Source organism: Xenorhabdus siamensis (assembly GCF_037996745.1).
In the GTDB taxonomy this organism is placed as follows: Bacteria; Pseudomonadota; Gammaproteobacteria; order Enterobacterales; family Enterobacteriaceae; genus Xenorhabdus; species Xenorhabdus indica.
Genome location: NZ_JBBMXE010000006.1, coordinates 80834 through 97413 on the forward strand (window position 1 = coordinate 80834; position 16580 = coordinate 97413).

At 39.9% G+C, this 16580-nt stretch carries 16 protein-coding genes and 4 pseudogenes; 5 read left to right on the forward strand and 15 right to left on the reverse strand.

All coding sequences use genetic code 11. The annotated features are described in order from the left end of the window. Nucleotides 1–146: 146 nt before the first annotated feature. A complete protein-coding gene (locus AAC852_RS06410) occupies nt 147–944 on the reverse strand; it encodes a hypothetical protein (protein ID WP_340620310.1) in 798 nt (265 codons plus the stop codon). A gap of 162 nt (nt 945–1106) precedes the next feature. Here AAC852_RS06410 and AAC852_RS06415 point away from each other — a divergent pair, with 162 nt between their 5' ends. After that, complete coding sequence (locus AAC852_RS06415; protein WP_340620311.1) at nt 1107–1553, forward strand: hypothetical protein; 447 nt, start codon at nt 1107–1109, stop codon at nt 1551–1553. 38 nt (nt 1554–1591) lie between these two features. Here AAC852_RS06415 and AAC852_RS06420 read toward each other — a convergent pair whose 3' ends face one another. Then, on the reverse strand, nt 1592–1849 hold the full coding sequence (locus AAC852_RS06420) for a hypothetical protein (RefSeq protein ID WP_340620312.1): 258 nt from the start codon (nt 1847–1849) through the stop codon (nt 1592–1594). A 29-nt stretch (nt 1850–1878) separates the two neighbouring features. On the opposite strand from AAC852_RS06420, the pseudogene AAC852_RS06425 reads away from it, so the two are divergent. Beyond that, nucleotides 1879–2478: pseudogene (locus tag AAC852_RS06425) on the forward strand (IS982 family transposase); the annotation flags it as partial. 22 nt (nt 2479–2500) lie between these two features. Here the strand turns inward: AAC852_RS06425 and AAC852_RS06430 are convergent. Together AAC852_RS06430 and AAC852_RS06435 are read right to left on the reverse strand one after the other, a co-directional pair. Further along, the gene (locus AAC852_RS06430) at nt 2501–2887 is read right to left on the reverse strand and encodes a transglycosylase SLT domain-containing protein (RefSeq protein ID WP_340620313.1); all 387 of its coding nucleotides are present in this window, start codon (nt 2885–2887) and stop codon (nt 2501–2503) included. A 193-nt stretch (nt 2888–3080) separates the two neighbouring features. After that, nucleotides 3081–4233, reverse strand: a pseudogene (locus AAC852_RS06435) (IS3 family transposase). Nucleotides 4234–4337: 104 nt separating this feature from the next. Between AAC852_RS06435 and AAC852_RS06440 the strand changes: the two are divergent. Together AAC852_RS06440 and AAC852_RS06445 are read left to right on the forward strand one after the other, a co-directional pair. Next, nucleotides 4338–4930, forward strand: a pseudogene (locus AAC852_RS06440) (IS1 family transposase); the annotation flags it as partial. A gap of 375 nt (nt 4931–5305) precedes the next feature. Continuing rightward, nucleotides 5306–5470 (forward strand): hypothetical protein, encoded by a 165-nt coding sequence (locus AAC852_RS06445; protein WP_340620314.1) that lies wholly within the window; start codon nt 5306–5308, stop codon nt 5468–5470. Nucleotides 5471–5691: 221 nt separating this feature from the next. Here AAC852_RS06445 and AAC852_RS20170 read toward each other — a convergent pair. Then, nucleotides 5692–5804 (reverse strand): annotated as a pseudogene (locus AAC852_RS20170) (transposase); the annotation flags it as partial. A gap of 145 nt (nt 5805–5949) precedes the next feature. Next, a complete protein-coding gene (locus tag AAC852_RS06455; protein WP_340620315.1) occupies nt 5950–6189 on the reverse strand; it encodes a hypothetical protein in 240 nt (79 codons plus the stop codon). A gap of 758 nt (nt 6190–6947) precedes the next feature. On the opposite strand from AAC852_RS06455, the gene AAC852_RS06460 reads away from it, so the two are divergent. Next, the gene (locus tag AAC852_RS06460) at nt 6948–7313 is read left to right on the forward strand and encodes a helix-turn-helix domain-containing protein (RefSeq protein ID WP_340620316.1); all 366 of its coding nucleotides are present in this window, start codon (nt 6948–6950) and stop codon (nt 7311–7313) included. A gap of 167 nt (nt 7314–7480) precedes the next feature. Here AAC852_RS06460 and AAC852_RS06465 read toward each other — a convergent pair whose 3' ends face one another. The 9 genes from AAC852_RS06465 to arnB form a co-directional block, all read right to left on the reverse strand. Further along, entirely contained in the window at nt 7481–8497 is a 1017-nt protein-coding gene (locus AAC852_RS06465; RefSeq protein WP_340620317.1) for a lipoate--protein ligase, read from the reverse strand. A 78-nt stretch (nt 8498–8575) separates the two neighbouring features. Continuing rightward, nucleotides 8576–9061 (reverse strand): C40 family peptidase, encoded by a 486-nt coding sequence (locus tag AAC852_RS06470; protein ID WP_340620318.1) that lies wholly within the window; start codon nt 9059–9061, stop codon nt 8576–8578. Further along, nucleotides 9061–9456, reverse strand: a complete 396-nt coding sequence (gene arnF, locus AAC852_RS06475) for a 4-amino-4-deoxy-L-arabinose-phosphoundecaprenol flippase subunit ArnF (protein ID WP_340620319.1) — start codon at nt 9454–9456, stop codon at nt 9061–9063. The genes AAC852_RS06470 and arnF overlap by 1 nt, the downstream gene beginning before the upstream one ends. Then, entirely contained in the window at nt 9453–9803 is a 351-nt protein-coding gene (arnE, locus tag AAC852_RS06480; protein WP_340620320.1) for a 4-amino-4-deoxy-L-arabinose-phosphoundecaprenol flippase subunit ArnE, read from the reverse strand. The genes arnF and arnE overlap by 4 nt, the downstream gene beginning before the upstream one ends. Before the next feature lies 1 nt (nt 9804). Further along, nucleotides 9805–11451 carry a lipid IV(A) 4-amino-4-deoxy-L-arabinosyltransferase gene (gene arnT / locus AAC852_RS06485; RefSeq protein WP_422824264.1) on the reverse strand — a complete coding sequence of 549 codons (1647 nt, stop codon included), beginning with the start codon at nt 11449–11451 and terminating at the stop codon, nt 9805–9807. Between the two features lie 22 nt (nt 11452–11473). Continuing rightward, complete coding sequence (gene arnD, locus AAC852_RS06490; RefSeq protein WP_340620388.1) at nt 11474–12367, reverse strand: 4-deoxy-4-formamido-L-arabinose-phosphoundecaprenol deformylase; 894 nt, start codon at nt 12365–12367, stop codon at nt 11474–11476. Next, entirely contained in the window at nt 12367–14370 is a 2004-nt protein-coding gene (gene arnA, locus AAC852_RS06495; protein WP_340620322.1) for a bifunctional UDP-4-amino-4-deoxy-L-arabinose formyltransferase/UDP-glucuronic acid oxidase ArnA, read from the reverse strand. Before arnA ends, arnD begins: the two co-directional genes overlap by 1 nt. Continuing rightward, nucleotides 14367–15350: an undecaprenyl-phosphate 4-deoxy-4-formamido-L-arabinose transferase gene (gene arnC, locus AAC852_RS06500; protein ID WP_340620389.1), complete on the reverse strand. Its 984-nt coding sequence runs from the start codon at nt 15348–15350 to the stop codon at nt 14367–14369. The genes arnA and arnC overlap by 4 nt, the downstream gene beginning before the upstream one ends. Then, nucleotides 15347–16492, reverse strand: coding sequence for a UDP-4-amino-4-deoxy-L-arabinose aminotransferase (gene arnB, locus AAC852_RS06505; protein ID WP_340620323.1), 1146 nt, complete (start codon nt 16490–16492; stop codon nt 15347–15349). Before arnB ends, arnC begins: the two co-directional genes overlap by 4 nt. Nucleotides 16493–16580 lie beyond the last annotated feature (88 nt).

A 16580-nucleotide genomic window follows, 5' to 3' on the forward strand; every position in this document is an offset into this window, starting at 1 on the left:
TTCAATTGTAGTTCAATGAATGCCTATTATCAACTTTATGGATAAAAAACAGCCACAAGAAAGGGGAATGATGTTTTATGAAACTGTTGTAAAAATCAACTAATGAACAACAAAAAAGCCCCTTTACGGGGCTATTTTATAGTGAGTTAATTCACATTTGGTATAACTTCCTTGTATTTTCCGATATTTTCTTCGCTAAATTTTATAATCTTTTCCTTTAGAGAGCCTTTAACATAGCCAGGCGTTTCTTTCTCATTTCTTATAAAATTAATTGCCTCATAGCATCTATGCTTATTGCTACATAGCTTTTCAAACTTGCTCTCATATAATTTATACACAAATGCAATTTCTGACTCTAAATAATATGAAACTTTTACATCATTTGTTTTAAAATCTTCACTAATTTTATTGAATAACATGTTGTAAACATCATTAATATGATCTTCTTTGAAAACACAATTATTTGTTACAACAAACTTATTGCTATTACCACTCAAAATATTACATCTAACTGAGATCTTATCCCCGCTACTCATTTGTAACATTCTTTTATCTGCTTTATCAAAAAGAGATAAAATATACCCCTTATTATCACCTACAAAGGCTCCTAGCACAAAAACGACTCCTTCATCCACAACCTCTACAGAGTAAAGTTTTCCTCTTATATTTACTCTTTCATTCTTGTATTTATTTACTACCAATTTATTGCTAGAAGCAAGTTCATATAATGAATCAGCTGTCTTTTCATCATAATAAAATAGATACTTAGAGAGCCAGCGTGAACTTCCATCTCCCATAGCAGATTTTACTTCTTCATAAAGATATTCTTTGGAAAAATTTAAAAAAGAATCTTTGCTTTTTGGAATTAGATTCTTATCCAAAGAAACATCTTTTGCATACAAGCTAAAAGATAACAATGGAAGTAAAAATAATAATCGAATCATATTGATATCTTAACTCATGGCAGTTGTGACTTTACCCGCAGTTTTTGTTTGGAGTTTTTGTCGCCCCCAGCCCTCTCATTGATAAAAGTGATCGGCAAATACAGGATAAACAAATTAGTGTTATGCTATATACATAGATCAACCACTTCGAGGTGCAATGCAATGAGACCAATAAAAGCCGCACTCCTTATGATTGCCACTGTAATAGCATTACCTTCTCTGGCAGTAGAGAATAAAAAATATGAGCACATGCTTAATGTCAGTGACGATTACTACATGGATATTCGAGATGGTGAAATTTATGGAATTTATGATGTGCCAAAACCAATTGGCGGAAAGAGTCCCTGGATGGGATGCTCTGATCCTTTTACAGAAAATGTCACTGTTATCTCTGTTTCACCAGATGAAAGAACTATAGAGACTTTTAAAATAAAAGATAGCAAAGGTAACTATGAAACATATGATATCTCACCAATCTACAAAGACATTCCCCAATATGCTTACAACTATATACGTTACCTAATAAAGCAGGATGCTAAGATAAAATTAACTTCCCGTGGGTGTGGTAGCGGTCTTTACCCCACCTTTGTAGCCGCAGAGAAATTATAAATATAGAAAGATAATCGACGTGGAATTACCCACCTCAGTCAAAGATACTTCATAGATGTTGTGACTTTTCCGGCAGAATTCGACTGGAACTTCTGGCGCTCTCCGGTCTTTTCATTAACCAGAATGACTTCGAACTGGAACGGCTTGCCAGCAATAGCCTCTTGGAATGCCTTTGCCATACTCTGCACAATATCCACCTCGGACTCGTTCTCTTTTTTCCGGCCGTAGAGTGAGGGAAATTGGTGCTCTTGTTTGCTGTTGATGTTCTTTTCAGCAATTGCCGCCCCTACTATCATGTTTCTCTTAACTTCGGGGACATAATTAACCTGAATTCTTGGTCCCCTTATCCAGTTATCTGACTCAATTAAAAGGAAAACCGACAGGCATTGCTTTTATCGACTCCACGAGTTTGCGCGTTTGTCATAACATCCGTATTCCTCGTCATAAGGTCTTTCAGGGCATAGCGCAACGCGGAAAAACCTCAATGGGATGGTTCTATGGGTTCAAATTACACCTGATTATTAACCATCTGGGCGAAATTTTAGCGCTTAAAGTGACCCCGGGTAATGTGGATGATAGGGAGCCTGTACGCGAATTATCAAAAGATCTCACGGGTTCTCTTTACGGCGACAAAGGATATCTGAGTCAGGAATTGGCGGATGATTTAGCTAAAACGGATATCACCTTTATCACGAAAAAGCGCCGCAACATGAAAGCGCTTGCACTGGCTGAGTGGGATAAGGTTATGCTTAAAAAGCGTTTTATCATTGAAACGATTAATGGACAATTAAAAAACGGCTCTCAATTAGAACATTCTCGTCACCGAAGTATAACCGGTTTTTTGTTAACCATTTTAACGGGATTGATTGCTTACTGCCTTAAAGAGAAAAAGCCATCACTGAAAATTTTCTACTCAGAAGAAGATATTTTATACTACGGAATTGGGGTTAATTACTCTTTTTCCTTTTTTTTCCGATCCCCCCGTTATAAGCCGCCAACATTCCATCTGTACTCCCGGTTTGCTGACGTAGCCAACTGAAGTATCGGGCCGCTGCCTCAGCAGATTTGCGAATATCGAAGACATCATTGCCTTTCAGTCCCCATTCTTCAGCCGTAGAATCGACGAATTGGAACGCCCCTTTTGCTCTGCCCTGTTTGGTCATTGGCCCAATTGCGTTGGGGTTACCCGAAGATTCAGTCATCGCAACACCATATAACAGGCCGGGTTCGTGTCCGTATTTCTTCTCCAGCATAGCAAAGTAGTCAGACATGGATTCTAATAATGCTGTACCGGAATTACCGTATGTTTGGTAAGGTTTGGGGTAATCAGGCATTTCATACTTTGGCAATGGCGGGATTTTATTAGCTGCCGCTTTCGCTTCATGGGCTTTTTTCTGCTTCTCCCATGCTTCGCCGTATTTATCTTCCAGTTTTTTATATAAATCATCACTGGGATACCCCCATTCTCCCTAAGCGTCTGATAGCCCTTAGTCATGCCATAACCAATCGCACCACCAACTGTTCTGCTCAAGAAAAATCGAACATTTTTACGAAGGCCATTTCATATTCCACAGGGGTTAAATCATTATTAGCCGTGTGTAATCGCGTTAAATTGTAATAATGCAGATAATCCAGCACATCTTTTTTCATCTCCGCCTGATTTTCATGATGAATTTTGAAGAGCCAATCAGGTTTTAAACTGCCAAAGAAACGTTCAACGACTGCATTATCCCAACAGGCCCCCACATCCCCCTGACTCGCTCTCATATCATAACTGTCGAGCAGATTCCGATATGGCTGGCTTGTCTATTGGCTGCCTCTATCACTGTGAAAAATACAGCCTTTTGACGGCTGGCGTAAGTGATACGCTTTCGTTAAGGCCTGGCTGATCAGGGTCGTATCTATCTCCGTTGACATCCGCCATCCCACGATACGCCGCGAGTATAAATCCATCACGATGGCCAGGTATAACCAGCCTTCAGGCGTTTTGAGATAGGTAATATCGCCTGCCCAGACTTCATTCGGGGCCAACGGATTAAAGTTCCGGTTAAGCAGGTTACAGGCCGTTGATACAGCTTTCCCTTTGCGTGGAGCCCGGTAGCTTTTACGCTGCCTGACGGATAAGCCGAGCTGTTTCATCAGCTTTCGGATCCGATAATCACTGATAGTAAAGCCTTCTTTGCGTAATTTTTTCGCCAACATCCGATAGCCTAAGCTTTCCCGGCTTTCTTTAAACAGCGCGGTGGCTTTTTGGTGCAATGCACGTTGCTCATCGGAAAGCAGCCGAACGGGTTTTGCCTGCCAGGCATAAAACGTGGAATGACTGACTTTCATCACGCGACATAACTGGCAAATGGGAAATTGCTCTGCATGTTCTTTGATGAACCAACACCTTACAGCAGTTCTCTCGCAAAGAATGCGCTCGCTTTTTTAAGATCTCTTTCTCCATTTTTAGCTGTTTGTTTTCTTTACGAAGCTGCAATAACTCCTGTCGCTCCTCAGTGGTTAACGCTCCGGGTTTGGCTTGCTCCACAGCCTGCTTTCGCTATGTATACAGGAGTTTTGTTGAGATACCCAAAGTTTCAGCCGCCAGTGGGACGGTATAACCCTGTTCAACAACCAGATTGACAGCTTCTCTTTTAAAGTTATCAGTAAATTTTTGGGGCGATTTTCGTTTCATAAAGACACCTTAATTAAAGTCATTCTATTCCTTTACCAAAATGGGTCATGCTCCCAATAATTAGATGTTGTGGTAAGATCCCCATTTTTTATGGTGGGTGAGATATGACTAAAGTTGATGTGATTTGTCGTTATTGTCACAAAACAGAAGATGTGAGAGGACATGGAAAAGGTAGTCGTGGGCATCAGCGTTATCACTGTTATGCCTGCCGTAAAACCTTTCAATTAAATTACACCTATCAGGCTTGCAAACCCGGAGTAAAAGCGCAGATCGTTAATATGGCGGTAAATAACAGCGGTATCAGAGACACCGCTCGGACTCTGAAGGTCGGTATCAACACGGTGCTCCGCACATTAAAAAACTCGAACCCAGACAGGTAACCACACTCCCATTGATGGGAAACCACATCGAAATTATCTGGGAAATCGATGAACAATGGTCGTTTGTTGGTAATAAGAAAAATCAGCGTTGGCTCTGGTATGCCTGGGAACCAAACCGAAAAACGGTAGTTGCGCATGTATTTGGTGATCGCAGCAGGAAAACGCTGGAAAATCTGTTAGCGCTACTGGCACCTTTTGAAATCCAATATTACTGTACCGATGATTATGCCGTCTATGACTGTCTTCCTGAGGGGAGGCACCTCAGAGGGAAGAAATTTACCCAGCGTATCGAGAGAACCAATCTGACTCTTATAAGCGTATCGCTTGTGATCATTGAAAAATGAAAGAAATCTATCTTATTATAACAAAAAGACAGTTCAATAATATCACCGTTATTAGAAGCAAAAAACACTTAAACAGATGATATCATAACTTTATATATATTTATACTTCATCAAAAAAATCATATAATATATAAATAATAATAATCATTCATTGTATCCCCAAAAAAAAATTTTTTTTATAATTCTGTACTATACTAATTATAAACAAAAATCACATTTCTATCGGTTAAATCATTAATCAAGCCAACTGTAACAATTAATAATATAAGCAAATACTAAGAAAATTAATTTTAAGATTAAAAACCAGAGACAATTTCATAAAATATAAACAGTATAGGAGAAATTACTATGTCTTATATAAGAAAAGGGAAAGTTTACCTTTCTACTTACTGGGAAGGCGCAGATATTGATAGTGTTGTATTGCGTCACCGCAGAGGTAATGATGCGAGTAAAGAAGAACGTGTACAATTATATTGCCTAGCAACCGCAGGTATTCAATGTCTTTATGAATAGAAACAGTTACCCCAATCTTACCATCAATGAAAAGCGGGTTTATCAAGACCCAATGCCTGATGTTCAGCACTGAACAGCTCCTGAACCTCTTTTTTGTTAAATTTATTTTCAATTTCAAGTAATTGTGACGATTTATGGGCATTTCTGGTATACGTCAGAATTTCTTAATGGTATAACGCAAATCCGCAAATACCCTCGTATAAAATTAGCCAAATCAGCAACATATAGCCCAGCAGCATCATTTTAATCAGCATAACCAGGTCTATCGCCGGGCGGCTATTATTGTGGCAATACAACGGGCCACTAAGTCACGGATAAATTCGAAATCAATATCTCCCTTAACCAGTTTATGTTCAACCGCTGTGAGGTCATCCGTATTCACTTTCGTTTCAACATCCACTTTACAGTCGGAAAGGATAAGTACTGAGCTTGCAACTGCTAACACGATTAGTGATGGCAATCTCCCACAGGTCAAACGCCTATTCCAAATCCATTGACGTTTTGAGTTCGATGAGGGTGGCATAGCCTGCACTGATGATGACGGCAACGAACCCATCCTTAAAATCAGTCAGTAGCACATAGCCGCATTGATGCGACGCAATTTGAAATCCATTAGGTATATCCCACACAACCCTGTCTTTGGATTTAAAAACAAACCTTATGATATTATGGTTTCTGGATTTTATCCATCTGACGGTCATGACATTAATTTTTGCCATCGGCATGTTCTCCAAATAGGCATACTATACACTCGATTTAATAAATTAATGTCATGACCCCAAGTTGAATGACTCCTCTGAAAATAATATATCTATATCTGTTCTTCGTTTATATATCAAATGTGGTAATAGGCAAAAGCTAATTCCAAAACATAACCCTTCCCTAGTTTATCATCTTGATGTCGAAGATTCTTTTGATCAAAAGAAAAAAACTCATCTATATTAGGGAGACCTGTATTTACACACATAACTCATACCAATAATTAATTTTAATATATCCTTCATCTCTCAAATGCAGATTGGTTAACCTAGAAGCGAAAGCAACCTCTGAACTTTGCTTTTATAAATACATAATTATCTATGCTCTCAGAAGTTCATTCCGTTACCACCCCTCGAATCCATAACGTATTGAAAAATATAATCTCTATAAGTTATAAAAGATGCTATGCCAGAATTAGTATTGTTACAATTAGAATTACAAATCTTTAATGTGAGTATATATTAAAGGATAGAAACAGAAATAATTAGTTGCTCAACTAATAACCCCACACATATAAAGATATAAATAATTTGTCGCTCCATTGCCATCGCGATGTATCTTGAAATCCATAGAGATAGATATTATTCATTAATTCAAAACCGCACATTTTGCGTATACGGTATAAAATAAACTCTTAAAATGAGCCTTTCGATAAGATTAATCATTATTTATATATCGGTTTCTTTTAGCACAAGCCCCACTCTAGTGGGAGGTAAATATGTTAGAAAGTATTATTAACGATATTGTTAAATGGTTAGAAAACCAACTTCAACTGACTGAAAGCATCAAAATAGATGCCATTGCACATAAAAGCGGTTATTCGAAATGGCACTTACAGCGAATCTTTAAAGAGCTGAAAGGTTGTACACTTGGTCAATATGTGCGTCGGCGTCGGCTCCATGAAGCCGCTAAATCCTTACGTGAAGATGATTTACCTATCCTGGATATTGCCCTGCAATATGGTTTTAGTTCTCAAGCGACATTTACCCGGATATTTAAAAAACACTTCAATACAACACCGGCTAAGTTCAGAGAGAATGGGCAATTACCTGAGCTGAAAGCATTTTTATATTGTGAAAAGTAAGTCATTGTGAAAAATAAGCCATTGGAAAAATAGGTGTCTGAATAATGACAAAAGTTAACTAATCGTCCAATCCCGATTTACAAAATGTGTTTATAGTAAGCTCATCCTTTCTGGTCAACTTCCCTGTCGTTGACCATTTTTTGTTGTTAAATCATCTAAATTATTTTTCATTTCAGCTCATTCATCAACCAATGAGCAAATTGTTGTAATTCCATATTCAACAAAGGATTTTGCTCTCTGATGCGCTGGATCACTTGCCCAACGGCATCCGGCTGATACAGTACACCAATCAATTCCTCTGCCAATAATTCGAATGGGGCAGGTTCTAAGCTATCAGTGAAAATCTGGCAACGATTGATAATTCCACTTTCAATATCAACATGTAATTCAATACCACCCCAACAAAATCGGGTATCCAGTGTATGGCTAAATGCAGGTGCCTGGCCAAAATTCCATTCCCAGCTACTTTGCTTGCTAAAAATATCAATAAAGCCCGGTAAATCCGGTAAAGCGTGTGGAGAAATAAGTTCTGGTTGCACAACTTCACTAAAATACTCAAAAAATGCCTCAGTGATCCCTTCACACACTTTTTCATGTGTGATATCCGGCAATAATTCTGACAAGTTTGTCACTCTGGAACGAACAGAAGTAATGCCTTTTGCCTGTAACTTTTTAGGATCAGGGTTGAGATAATCCACAAGGCGGTTCAAATCTGTATTAATCAGCAATGTGCCGTGATGAAAACCTCTGTCCTTGGTTTCCCGATACGCCGACCCAGAAATTTTGCGTTCCCCATCCGGTAAAGGCAAAACCAAATCATTACGGCCAGAAATCATTGCATGAATACCAGATTTTTTTAATCCATCCAGAATGATTTGAGTAGAAACTGTTTTGTTATATTCTGGTTTACCTGCCATAAAGGTAAAACAAGTATTCCCCAGATCATGAAAAACAGCCCCGCCGCCACTACTACGTCGTGCTAGTTTTATACCATCTTGTTCCATACGCCGTGTATTACACTCTTTCCACGGATTTTGAGCTCGTCCTATGACAACAGTATTTGCATTACGCCATAAGAACAAAACACGTTGCTCTGGCGACATTTGACGGAAAATACACTCTTCAACAGCGAGATTAAACCAAGGATCGTGGGAATCAGACAGCAGTAAGCGTAATCTGGACATTATTTATCTCCGAACAAAGCAAAAACAGTGTCTTAAGATATCATAATGTGCTGATTTAATTAGTGACTCAGACTGAGATCATATTCTGCGGGCCTGCCAAAAAACACGACGCCAATAGATATTATCAAGAGAGGAACGTATTACACCTTTGCTAGTCGATGCGTGAATAAATTTATTATTGATATCATAAATACCAACGTGTAACCCGTTATCACCACTACCAGTTTTGAAAAATACCAGATCACCTGGCATTAAATCTTTTTTATTAATTCGTGTACCCAATTGGGTCTGTTCACTCGTTGTCCGTGGAAGCAAGATATTAAAACGATCATGAAAGGTACGGTAAACAAAGCCAGAACAATCAATCCCTCGCCGATCCATGCCACCATAACGATAAGGTGTTCCTTGCCATTGTGTAAGCTGCTCTTTTAACTGTGCAATAACAATAATCGGATCAGAAAGTGCTGCTCGTAATGGAGGTAAATTTGACTTAGAAATAGGATTGGAACACCCAATCAGAAATAAGCTCAGTAATAAACATAAATGTCTTATTCTTATAATCATCAATCAGCCTCTCTGCCTTCTGGTCTGCTAATAAACCAAACTCCCAATGAAATTAACAAGATCCCTATTGTTTTCAGTAATGAAATATCTTCATTAAACCAGGGTAATAATACCGCTAATAGATAAACAAAAATATAACTCAGACTGATAAGCGGATAGGCTTTATTCAACGGCAGATATTTCAAAACAAAAATCCAACTGAACATGGATAATGTGTAACTCACTAGTCCCACCATCACCGTTAATAAAGGTCCATGATGCAACCAAAGCCAACCGATATCCAACCAATGTCTAGATAAAGAAAGTTCAGGTAATTGTGCCATTCCCCATTTCAATAATAGCTGAGCAACAGTAATCAACAGGACACTGACCACTCCCCAAAAATACCCTTTCATTGATTTAAGCTCATCAATAAAATTCCCAACATAATCAAAAACACACCTATCCAGTGTTTCATTCCCGCTTTTTCATGATACAGAAATTGTCCGATCAGCGTTACCAGTACAAAATTGATACTCAGCATAGGATAAGCAATACTCAGTGGCAGAAATTGCAGCAAACGTAGCCAGAATATCATCCCTATGCCCAACAGAAGAATAGCACCAACCAACCATGCCGCTACAATTGCCAGTTTATAGGGATCATTTTTCCCCCCCCAGCGGGTAACAGCTTGTTTCTGACAAATTTGTCCTGCACAAGTTAATACACTAACCAGTATCAATAACCCTATACTACTGTTCATATCATGGCTGCTTCTTATAAATCACAAGGACAAAACGATAGTTACGCTGTATTAAATCAGGTTCAGGCAACTCAGGAAGCCCCCCTTTTGTGGGTAGTAAGAAAACTACTGCAACCTGTCCCTCTTTCCGCGCACTGGCTAACCATGAGGGAAATTGTTCTTGTGTTATATACCGATTGTGGCTATCTGGATAATCCAATCCGTATTCCAATTCACCCTTGTTTTGAAATAAGTAAATATCACTGCGTTTCAGTTCCCACGCAACTGCGGCGCCTAAACCAACTGATTCAGATAAAATATACTTACTTTCAGCCAACTCTTTTTCATTTTGTCTGATAAAATTCTGCGGCAGCTTAGAATTAATTGTCTTATCTGGTAATGCACTACCTATTGATAAACTCAGCACAATTGAACAAGCGGCAGCCCACTGCCAATGTTTACCATTACGTATAAAACAGAAATAACCTACTATTCCCCAAAACCCAAAAGTGAAAATTCCTATCATCCATTTAAGCCATTCATTGGATTGATAAAGAGGACGATTAGAAAAAATTTCCAGAAATACAAGCGTCAGTATTGCTATCAATCCAATGAAAACATTTATCAATCCATTGAACTTTAATGCCTTCATATTGCCATTCTTCATGTTATCAACCGCATACTTTGCCATCATTAATGCTAAGGGCCCGATAAATGGCAGAATGTAAGTTGGCAGTTTCCCTTTAGAAATGCTAAAAAATAGCAATGGGACAAAAAACCAGCAAAACAGGAAGAACATCTCAGGATGATCTTTTTTCTTTTGCCAGCTTTTGAGCAAAGCGCCGGGTAATAATCCCAGCCACGGAATAACACCTAAGATCAATATCGGCAGGTAATACCAGAATGGGGCGGAATGCTGCGCATGATCAGAAGCAAAACGCTGTATATGCTCTACCCAGAAAAAATAACGCCAATAATCAGGCTCTCGCAAAGCAATTGCGAGCACCCACGGCAGACTAACCAAAACAGCACAAATAATTGCAAGTGGGCCAAAACGAACCATTTCCAGAAAACGTTTCTGGTATATCGTGATCGGTATCATGGCTATTACCGGCAGAGCCAATGCCAGAAAACCTTTTGTCAAAAATGCCATGCCACAGGTTATACCCAATACAGACCAAGCCCAAAGCCGCTCACGGCAACTACTGGCCTTTAGTGCCCAATAACAGCTTACTATTCCTGCCGTGATCCACAGTGAAAACATTGGATCAAGAACACTATAAGTGCCGACAGAAAAAACGATAAACATGGAGATATAAATCAGGCTGGCAATAAATGCAGTCTGGCGAGATTGCCACATCATCATAGCTAACCGATAAAGAAGAATCGCACTAATCATAATGCTGAATACAGCACCAAAACGCACCGCAAAATTATTATCCCCAAAGATCCACTGGCTAATGTTATTTATCCAATATCCAGCCACTGGTTTTTCAAAATAACGGATATCCAAAAAATAAGGAACTATCCAATCTCCACGTTGTAACATTTCCCGGCTGATTTCAGCATATCGTGTTTCGTCTGGTTGCCACAAAAGACGGCTATTCAGAGGGATCAGGTAAGTAAAGATAAAAAAAAGAGCCATCAGAACGCCCCCGGCTCTATTCATCCAAGTATCTGACATATTTGTTTTATACCTCTTGTTGGCAACCTAACCAGCCTTCACGACCAGAAAAATCTGAACGGATAATTCTCCCAACAGGCAGTGTATCTCTATTTTCTGGTAATAAATCACATAACTTGCAAAACTGAATATCTTGTTGATAGAGCATATCCAGCAGTGCTTTAAACTGCGGCGCTTTGGACATTCCTTCAACTTCTGTATGAATGGTATAAACAGGAACACCTTGAGCACTTTTGATTGCATCAAGAATAAAGTGGTTAAAATCCGCATCACTGACCTGCGTTCCGACAACTTCATCATAGGTCGGCAATGTCACAGGAATTTGAACAGTACCTAGGCTACCATCCGGCAATAATGGTCTGAATGGATGTGTTCCCCGACAATCACTGTTGTAGTCAAAACCAAATTGCTGTTTGACTGCCAGTACACGTTCATCTACCCGCCAGCCAGCAACGGCAGAGCATGTCACGGAGTGTCCTGTCGCCTTTTCCAGGGCATCAATGCCAAGTTGTATCTGTTCTGCCAGTTCTGATTCTGACCAATGCCCTACTTTTGCCTGCCAACCCTGATGATCCCACGCATGCAGACCAACTTCGTGACCAGCATCCAGGGTTTTTTTCATCAAATAGCCTAAATCTTTTGCAATTTTCTTTCCCGGCCAGGCTGTGCCGGCGAATAGAATATTCAGACCATAAAGAGATACTGCATTTGATCTCAACATCTTCCACAGAAATTTAGGCCTTAGCAGGCGCCACAAATGGCGTCCCATATTGTCTGGACCAACGCTAAAAAAGAAACTAGCCTGAATATGATGATGCCGTAAAATCTTAAGTAATTGTGGCACACCTTCCCTGGTGCCCTGGTAAGTATCTACATCAATTCTCAAGCCAACTTTTTGCATCATATATTCCCTGAATATTCTTTCTTCCTTCTTAGCTCTTTCACCGCATCACGCAAGAAGAAATCCAATGTTTCATCAATGGTTTGTTCCATATTGATCGTGGGTTTCCATCCCAACAGATGTTCCGCGTTTTTAATGCTGGGCTTACGGTGTTCAACATCCTGATACCCTTGACCATAATAACTACTGCTTTCGATTTTCTTGAATCCGGCAAACGGAGGGAAATATCCACGTAATTCATGTTCTTCAAATCTATTCAGCAATATTTCGGCTAATTGACGAATACTGGCCTCATTCGTCGGATTACCAATATTGATAATCTGTCCATCACACAAACCATTTTTGTTCTCGATAATTCTGAATAACGCTTCAATTCCATCATGAATATCAGTGAAACAGCGCTTTTGCTCTCCCCCGTCAACCAACTTAATGGGGGAACCTTCCACCAGATTTAAGATTAATTGAGTAATGGCTCTTGAGCTACCAATACGGGCTGAGTTCAAATTGTCTAACCTTGGCCCCATCCAGTTAAATGGCCGGAACAAAGTAAATTTCAACCCCTCTTTTTCGCCGTATGCCCAAATAACACGATCAAGCAATTGCTTAGAAACTGAATAGATCCAACGCTGTTTGTTGATTGGCCCTACGATTAAACGAGAAGTATCCTCATCGAATTCCTTGTCGTCACACATGCCATAAACTTCAGAAGTGGACGGGAAAATAATCCGTTTATTGTATTTCACACAATAGCGAACAATTTTCAGGTTTTCTTCAAAATCTAACTCAAAAACACGCAATGGATTACGGGTATATTCGATAGGTGTAGCTATCGCCACTAATGGCAGCACAACATCACATTTTTTAATGTGGTATTCAATCCATTCTGTGTGAATGCTGACATCCCCTTCAATAAAATGAAAATTTGGATTACCAATAAAACGCTCAATGGCAGAAGATCCAATATCCATTCCATAGATATCATAATTACCATCGTTCAACAGACGTTCTGTCAGATGATTACCGATAAATCCGTTAACCCCCAGAATCAAAACACGTTTACGGCGGCTGATTTGTGTTGTGTCTTTTGGCCCAATCCGAATACCTGTCACAATCCCCATTTCCAAAGCAAGTCGGCTACCCTGCACATAAATACCGGACTCACTCTGACCACTGACAATCTCTAATGCCCCTTCTCCGCACGCAATAATCAGTGGAGCCGTAGAAAGCACAGTTCCTGGCTGTTTATCATGGGCTTTATTAATCGGGAGTGAACGCCAAATAGTAATTTTACGCTCACCAAGGAAAGTAAACGCACCTGGATAGGGTTCTGTTACCGCCCGGACGAGGTTATTAATCTCTTCGGCAGATTTATGCCAAAAAATTTCCCCATCCTCTGCTGTCCTGCGACCAAAATAGGTTGCCCGATTTTCATCCTGCGGAATAGAGGGGTAATTATTCGCCTTTATCTGAGGCAGAATATTATTCAATAGTTCAACTGCAGCTTCACGAATTTTGCCATGAATATCCAATGACGTGTCTGTTTTCTCAATCTGTACCGCCTGTTGAGCAACAATATTTCCGGCATCTGCCTTAGCTACCATTTTATGCAGTGTTACACCTGTTTCTGTCTCACCATTTAATATCGCCCAATTAACAGGAGCACGACCACGATATTTCGGCAATAAAGAACCATGTAAGTTAAATGCTCCTTTTGTTGCCAGTGATAAAATATCCTGACTGAGCAGATCGCGATAATAAAATGAGAAAATAACATCCGGCTGCATTTCACTAATACGTTCAATCCAGAGTGGATGATTCACATTCTCCGGAGCAAATACAGGTAAGCCCATATCCGCACCAATATGTGCCACAGAAGAGAAAAAATTATTTTCATTCGGATCATCGACATGCGTAAAAACAGCCTGGATATCAAAACCCGCTTTCACTAATGCATTAAGCCCGACACAACCAATATCATGATAGGCAAAAATAACGGCTTTCATTTTTTTTCTTCCTTAATTACTGTTGGATTTTTAGCTCCAACCACTTTTTGAATAAAATAGCGTGGACGTGCACGAACATCGTTATATATCCGGCCGATATATTCTCCGAGTAACCCCATCGCAACAAACTGCGCACCAATAAACATGAAGAGGATGGCAAATAAAGTAAACACTCCCTCAGCAGCCCAGATAGAACCAAAGATAAAGCGCAAAGCAATCAGCAATACGGCCAACAGGAAACCCGTCACAGCAATAATGCTTCCCACAACGCTCAATAACCGTAATGGTGCTGTTGTCAGACAAGTTAGCAGGTCGTACATCAGGTTTATCAGCTTCATAAAGCTGTACTTAGAATCACCGAACTCACGCTCTGCATGAGCTACATCAATTTCGATTGTTTTGCGAGCGAATGTGTTAGCCAGAATGGGAATGAATGTGCTGCGTTCATGACACTGTAACATCGCTCGCACAATATGGCGGCGATATGCCCGTAACATACAACCATAATCCCCCATTGAACGCCCCGTTGCTTTCGTGATCATTGCATTAATGAGCTTAGAGGCGGTTTTACGGAACCAAGAATCCTGACGATTGGCACGACGTGTACCGACAACATCATATCCCTCTTCGGCTGTTTTCACTAAACGGGGGATCTCTTCTGGTGGATTTTGTAAATCTGCATCAAGGGTGATAATAAGATCACCATCGGCCTGATGAAATCCCGCCATAATTGCAGAATGCTGCCCATAATTACGATTCAGCAAAATTGCAATGACACAATTTTTAGGATCTTTAGCCGCTTGAGTTAAAATATCGGCGGAACTGTCGCGGCTACCATCATCTACTAAAATTAATTCATATTTCTGCTCAAGTTGTTGACATGCAGATATCGTCCTTTCCAATAATTGGGGCAAACTTTCTTCTTCGTTATAAACCGGGATAACAACTGACACTTTTTTTATTTTTTCAAACACCACTATCTACACTCCGCAAGAATTTCCAACACTGCGTTCACGACACGATCTACATCACCATTGCTCATATCTGGAAAAAGGGGTAACGAACAAAGTGTTGCCGAATTCCACTCAGATTCGGGCAGAGACAGTGCCGGATAACGTTCCCGATAATATTTTTGTGTATGCGCCGCTCTAAAATGTAATCCTGTGCCAATATTGCGTTCTTTTAAGCGAGCCATGAAAGTATCGCGGTTAATACCGCAAGTACTTTGATCAACACGTACCATGAATAAATGATGAGAGTGCCGATGTTCATACTCAGGCACACTCAACATCTGTAAAGGGGTATTTTTAAGAGCAGAAGAATATCGTGCTACCAGCTCCCGGCGGCGGGCATTCATGGATGCCAATTTACTTAACTGGACAACCGCCACTGCCGCATGAATATCTGATAAGTTATATTTGAAGCCCGGTTCAATAACTTCTGCCTGAGGTTTCCTGCCCTGGACTTGCCGATCAAAGGCATCAACGGCCAATCCATGAAATTTCAAACAACGAACTCGCTGAGCAAGTTCATCATTATCTGTAACCAGTATGCCGCCTTCCGCACATGTCATATTTTTGATGGCGTGGAAAGAAAAAATAGCTGTTCCTCGTTCCCCAACCCATTCATTCTTATAGCGGGTTCCCACTGCATGAGCGGCATCTTCAATCAAGGGAATATTAGCTTCTTTTGCAACCGCACGCAGGGCATCAAGATCACAGGGCGCACCTGCGTAGTGGACAGGGATAATTGCTTTAGTTTTCGGCGTAATAGCCTGTTTAATCGTTTTGGCATTAACCATCAGAGTATCACGATCCACATCGACCATAACTGGCTCTGCACCTAACAGGCAAATCATATTGATAGTAGAAACCCAGGTTTGGGAAGGCGTTATTACTTCATCGCCAGATCCAATACCTAACGACAGCAAGACTAAATGCATTCCCGCCGTAGCAGAATTCAAAGCTATCGCATGCCTGCAACCAAACATACGAATAAAATCCTGTTCTAACTGTTGGTTTTGTGGCCCTGTTGTAATCCAACCTGAACGTAAAACTTTTTCTACTGCTTCTATCTCTTCATTTCCAATTGATGGACGAGAGAATGGTAAAAAATTATCCATAATTGTCTTGTGTAGCCTGATTTATTTTATGGTAGAAAATATTTATTTAAAAAATAATAACAATCAAATAAAGTCATGGCAATCAACA

What these genes read in the sequence shown, in the direction of transcription:
- AAC852_RS06410 (WP_340620310.1), bottom strand. Translation starts at nt 944, where the DNA reads ATGATTCGATTATTATTTTTACTTCCATTGTTATCTTTTAGCTTGTAT.
- AAC852_RS06415 (WP_340620311.1), top strand. Translation starts at nt 1,107, where the DNA reads ATGAGACCAATAAAAGCCGCACTCCTTATGATTGCCACTGTAATAGCA.
- AAC852_RS06420 (WP_340620312.1), bottom strand. Translation starts at nt 1,849, where the DNA reads ATGATAGTAGGGGCGGCAATTGCTGAAAAGAACATCAACAGCAAACAA.
- AAC852_RS06430 (WP_340620313.1), bottom strand. Translation starts at nt 2,887, where the DNA reads ATGCCTGATTACCCCAAACCTTACCAAACATACGGTAATTCCGGTACA.
- AAC852_RS06445 (WP_340620314.1), top strand. Translation starts at nt 5,306, where the DNA reads ATGTCTTATATAAGAAAAGGGAAAGTTTACCTTTCTACTTACTGGGAA.
- AAC852_RS06455 (WP_340620315.1), bottom strand. Translation starts at nt 6,189, where the DNA reads ATGGCAAAAATTAATGTCATGACCGTCAGATGGATAAAATCCAGAAAC.
- AAC852_RS06460 (WP_340620316.1), top strand. Translation starts at nt 6,948, where the DNA reads ATGTTAGAAAGTATTATTAACGATATTGTTAAATGGTTAGAAAACCAA.
- AAC852_RS06465 (WP_340620317.1), bottom strand. Translation starts at nt 8,497, where the DNA reads ATGTCCAGATTACGCTTACTGCTGTCTGATTCCCACGATCCTTGGTTT.
- AAC852_RS06470 (WP_340620318.1), bottom strand. Translation starts at nt 9,061, where the DNA reads ATGATTATAAGAATAAGACATTTATGTTTATTACTGAGCTTATTTCTG.
- arnF (WP_340620319.1), bottom strand. Translation starts at nt 9,456, where the DNA reads ATGAAAGGGTATTTTTGGGGAGTGGTCAGTGTCCTGTTGATTACTGTT.
- arnE (WP_340620320.1), bottom strand. Translation starts at nt 9,803, where the DNA reads ATGAACAGTAGTATAGGGTTATTGATACTGGTTAGTGTATTAACTTGT.
- arnT (WP_422824264.1), bottom strand. Translation starts at nt 11,451, where the DNA reads ATGAATAGAGCCGGGGGCGTTCTGATGGCTCTTTTTTTTATCTTTACT.
- arnD (WP_340620388.1), bottom strand. Translation starts at nt 12,367, where the DNA reads ATGCAAAAAGTTGGCTTGAGAATTGATGTAGATACTTACCAGGGCACC.
- arnA (WP_340620322.1), bottom strand. Translation starts at nt 14,370, where the DNA reads ATGAAAGCCGTTATTTTTGCCTATCATGATATTGGTTGTGTCGGGCTT.
- arnB (WP_340620323.1), bottom strand. Translation starts at nt 16,492, where the DNA reads ATGGATAATTTTTTACCATTCTCTCGTCCATCAATTGGAAATGAAGAG.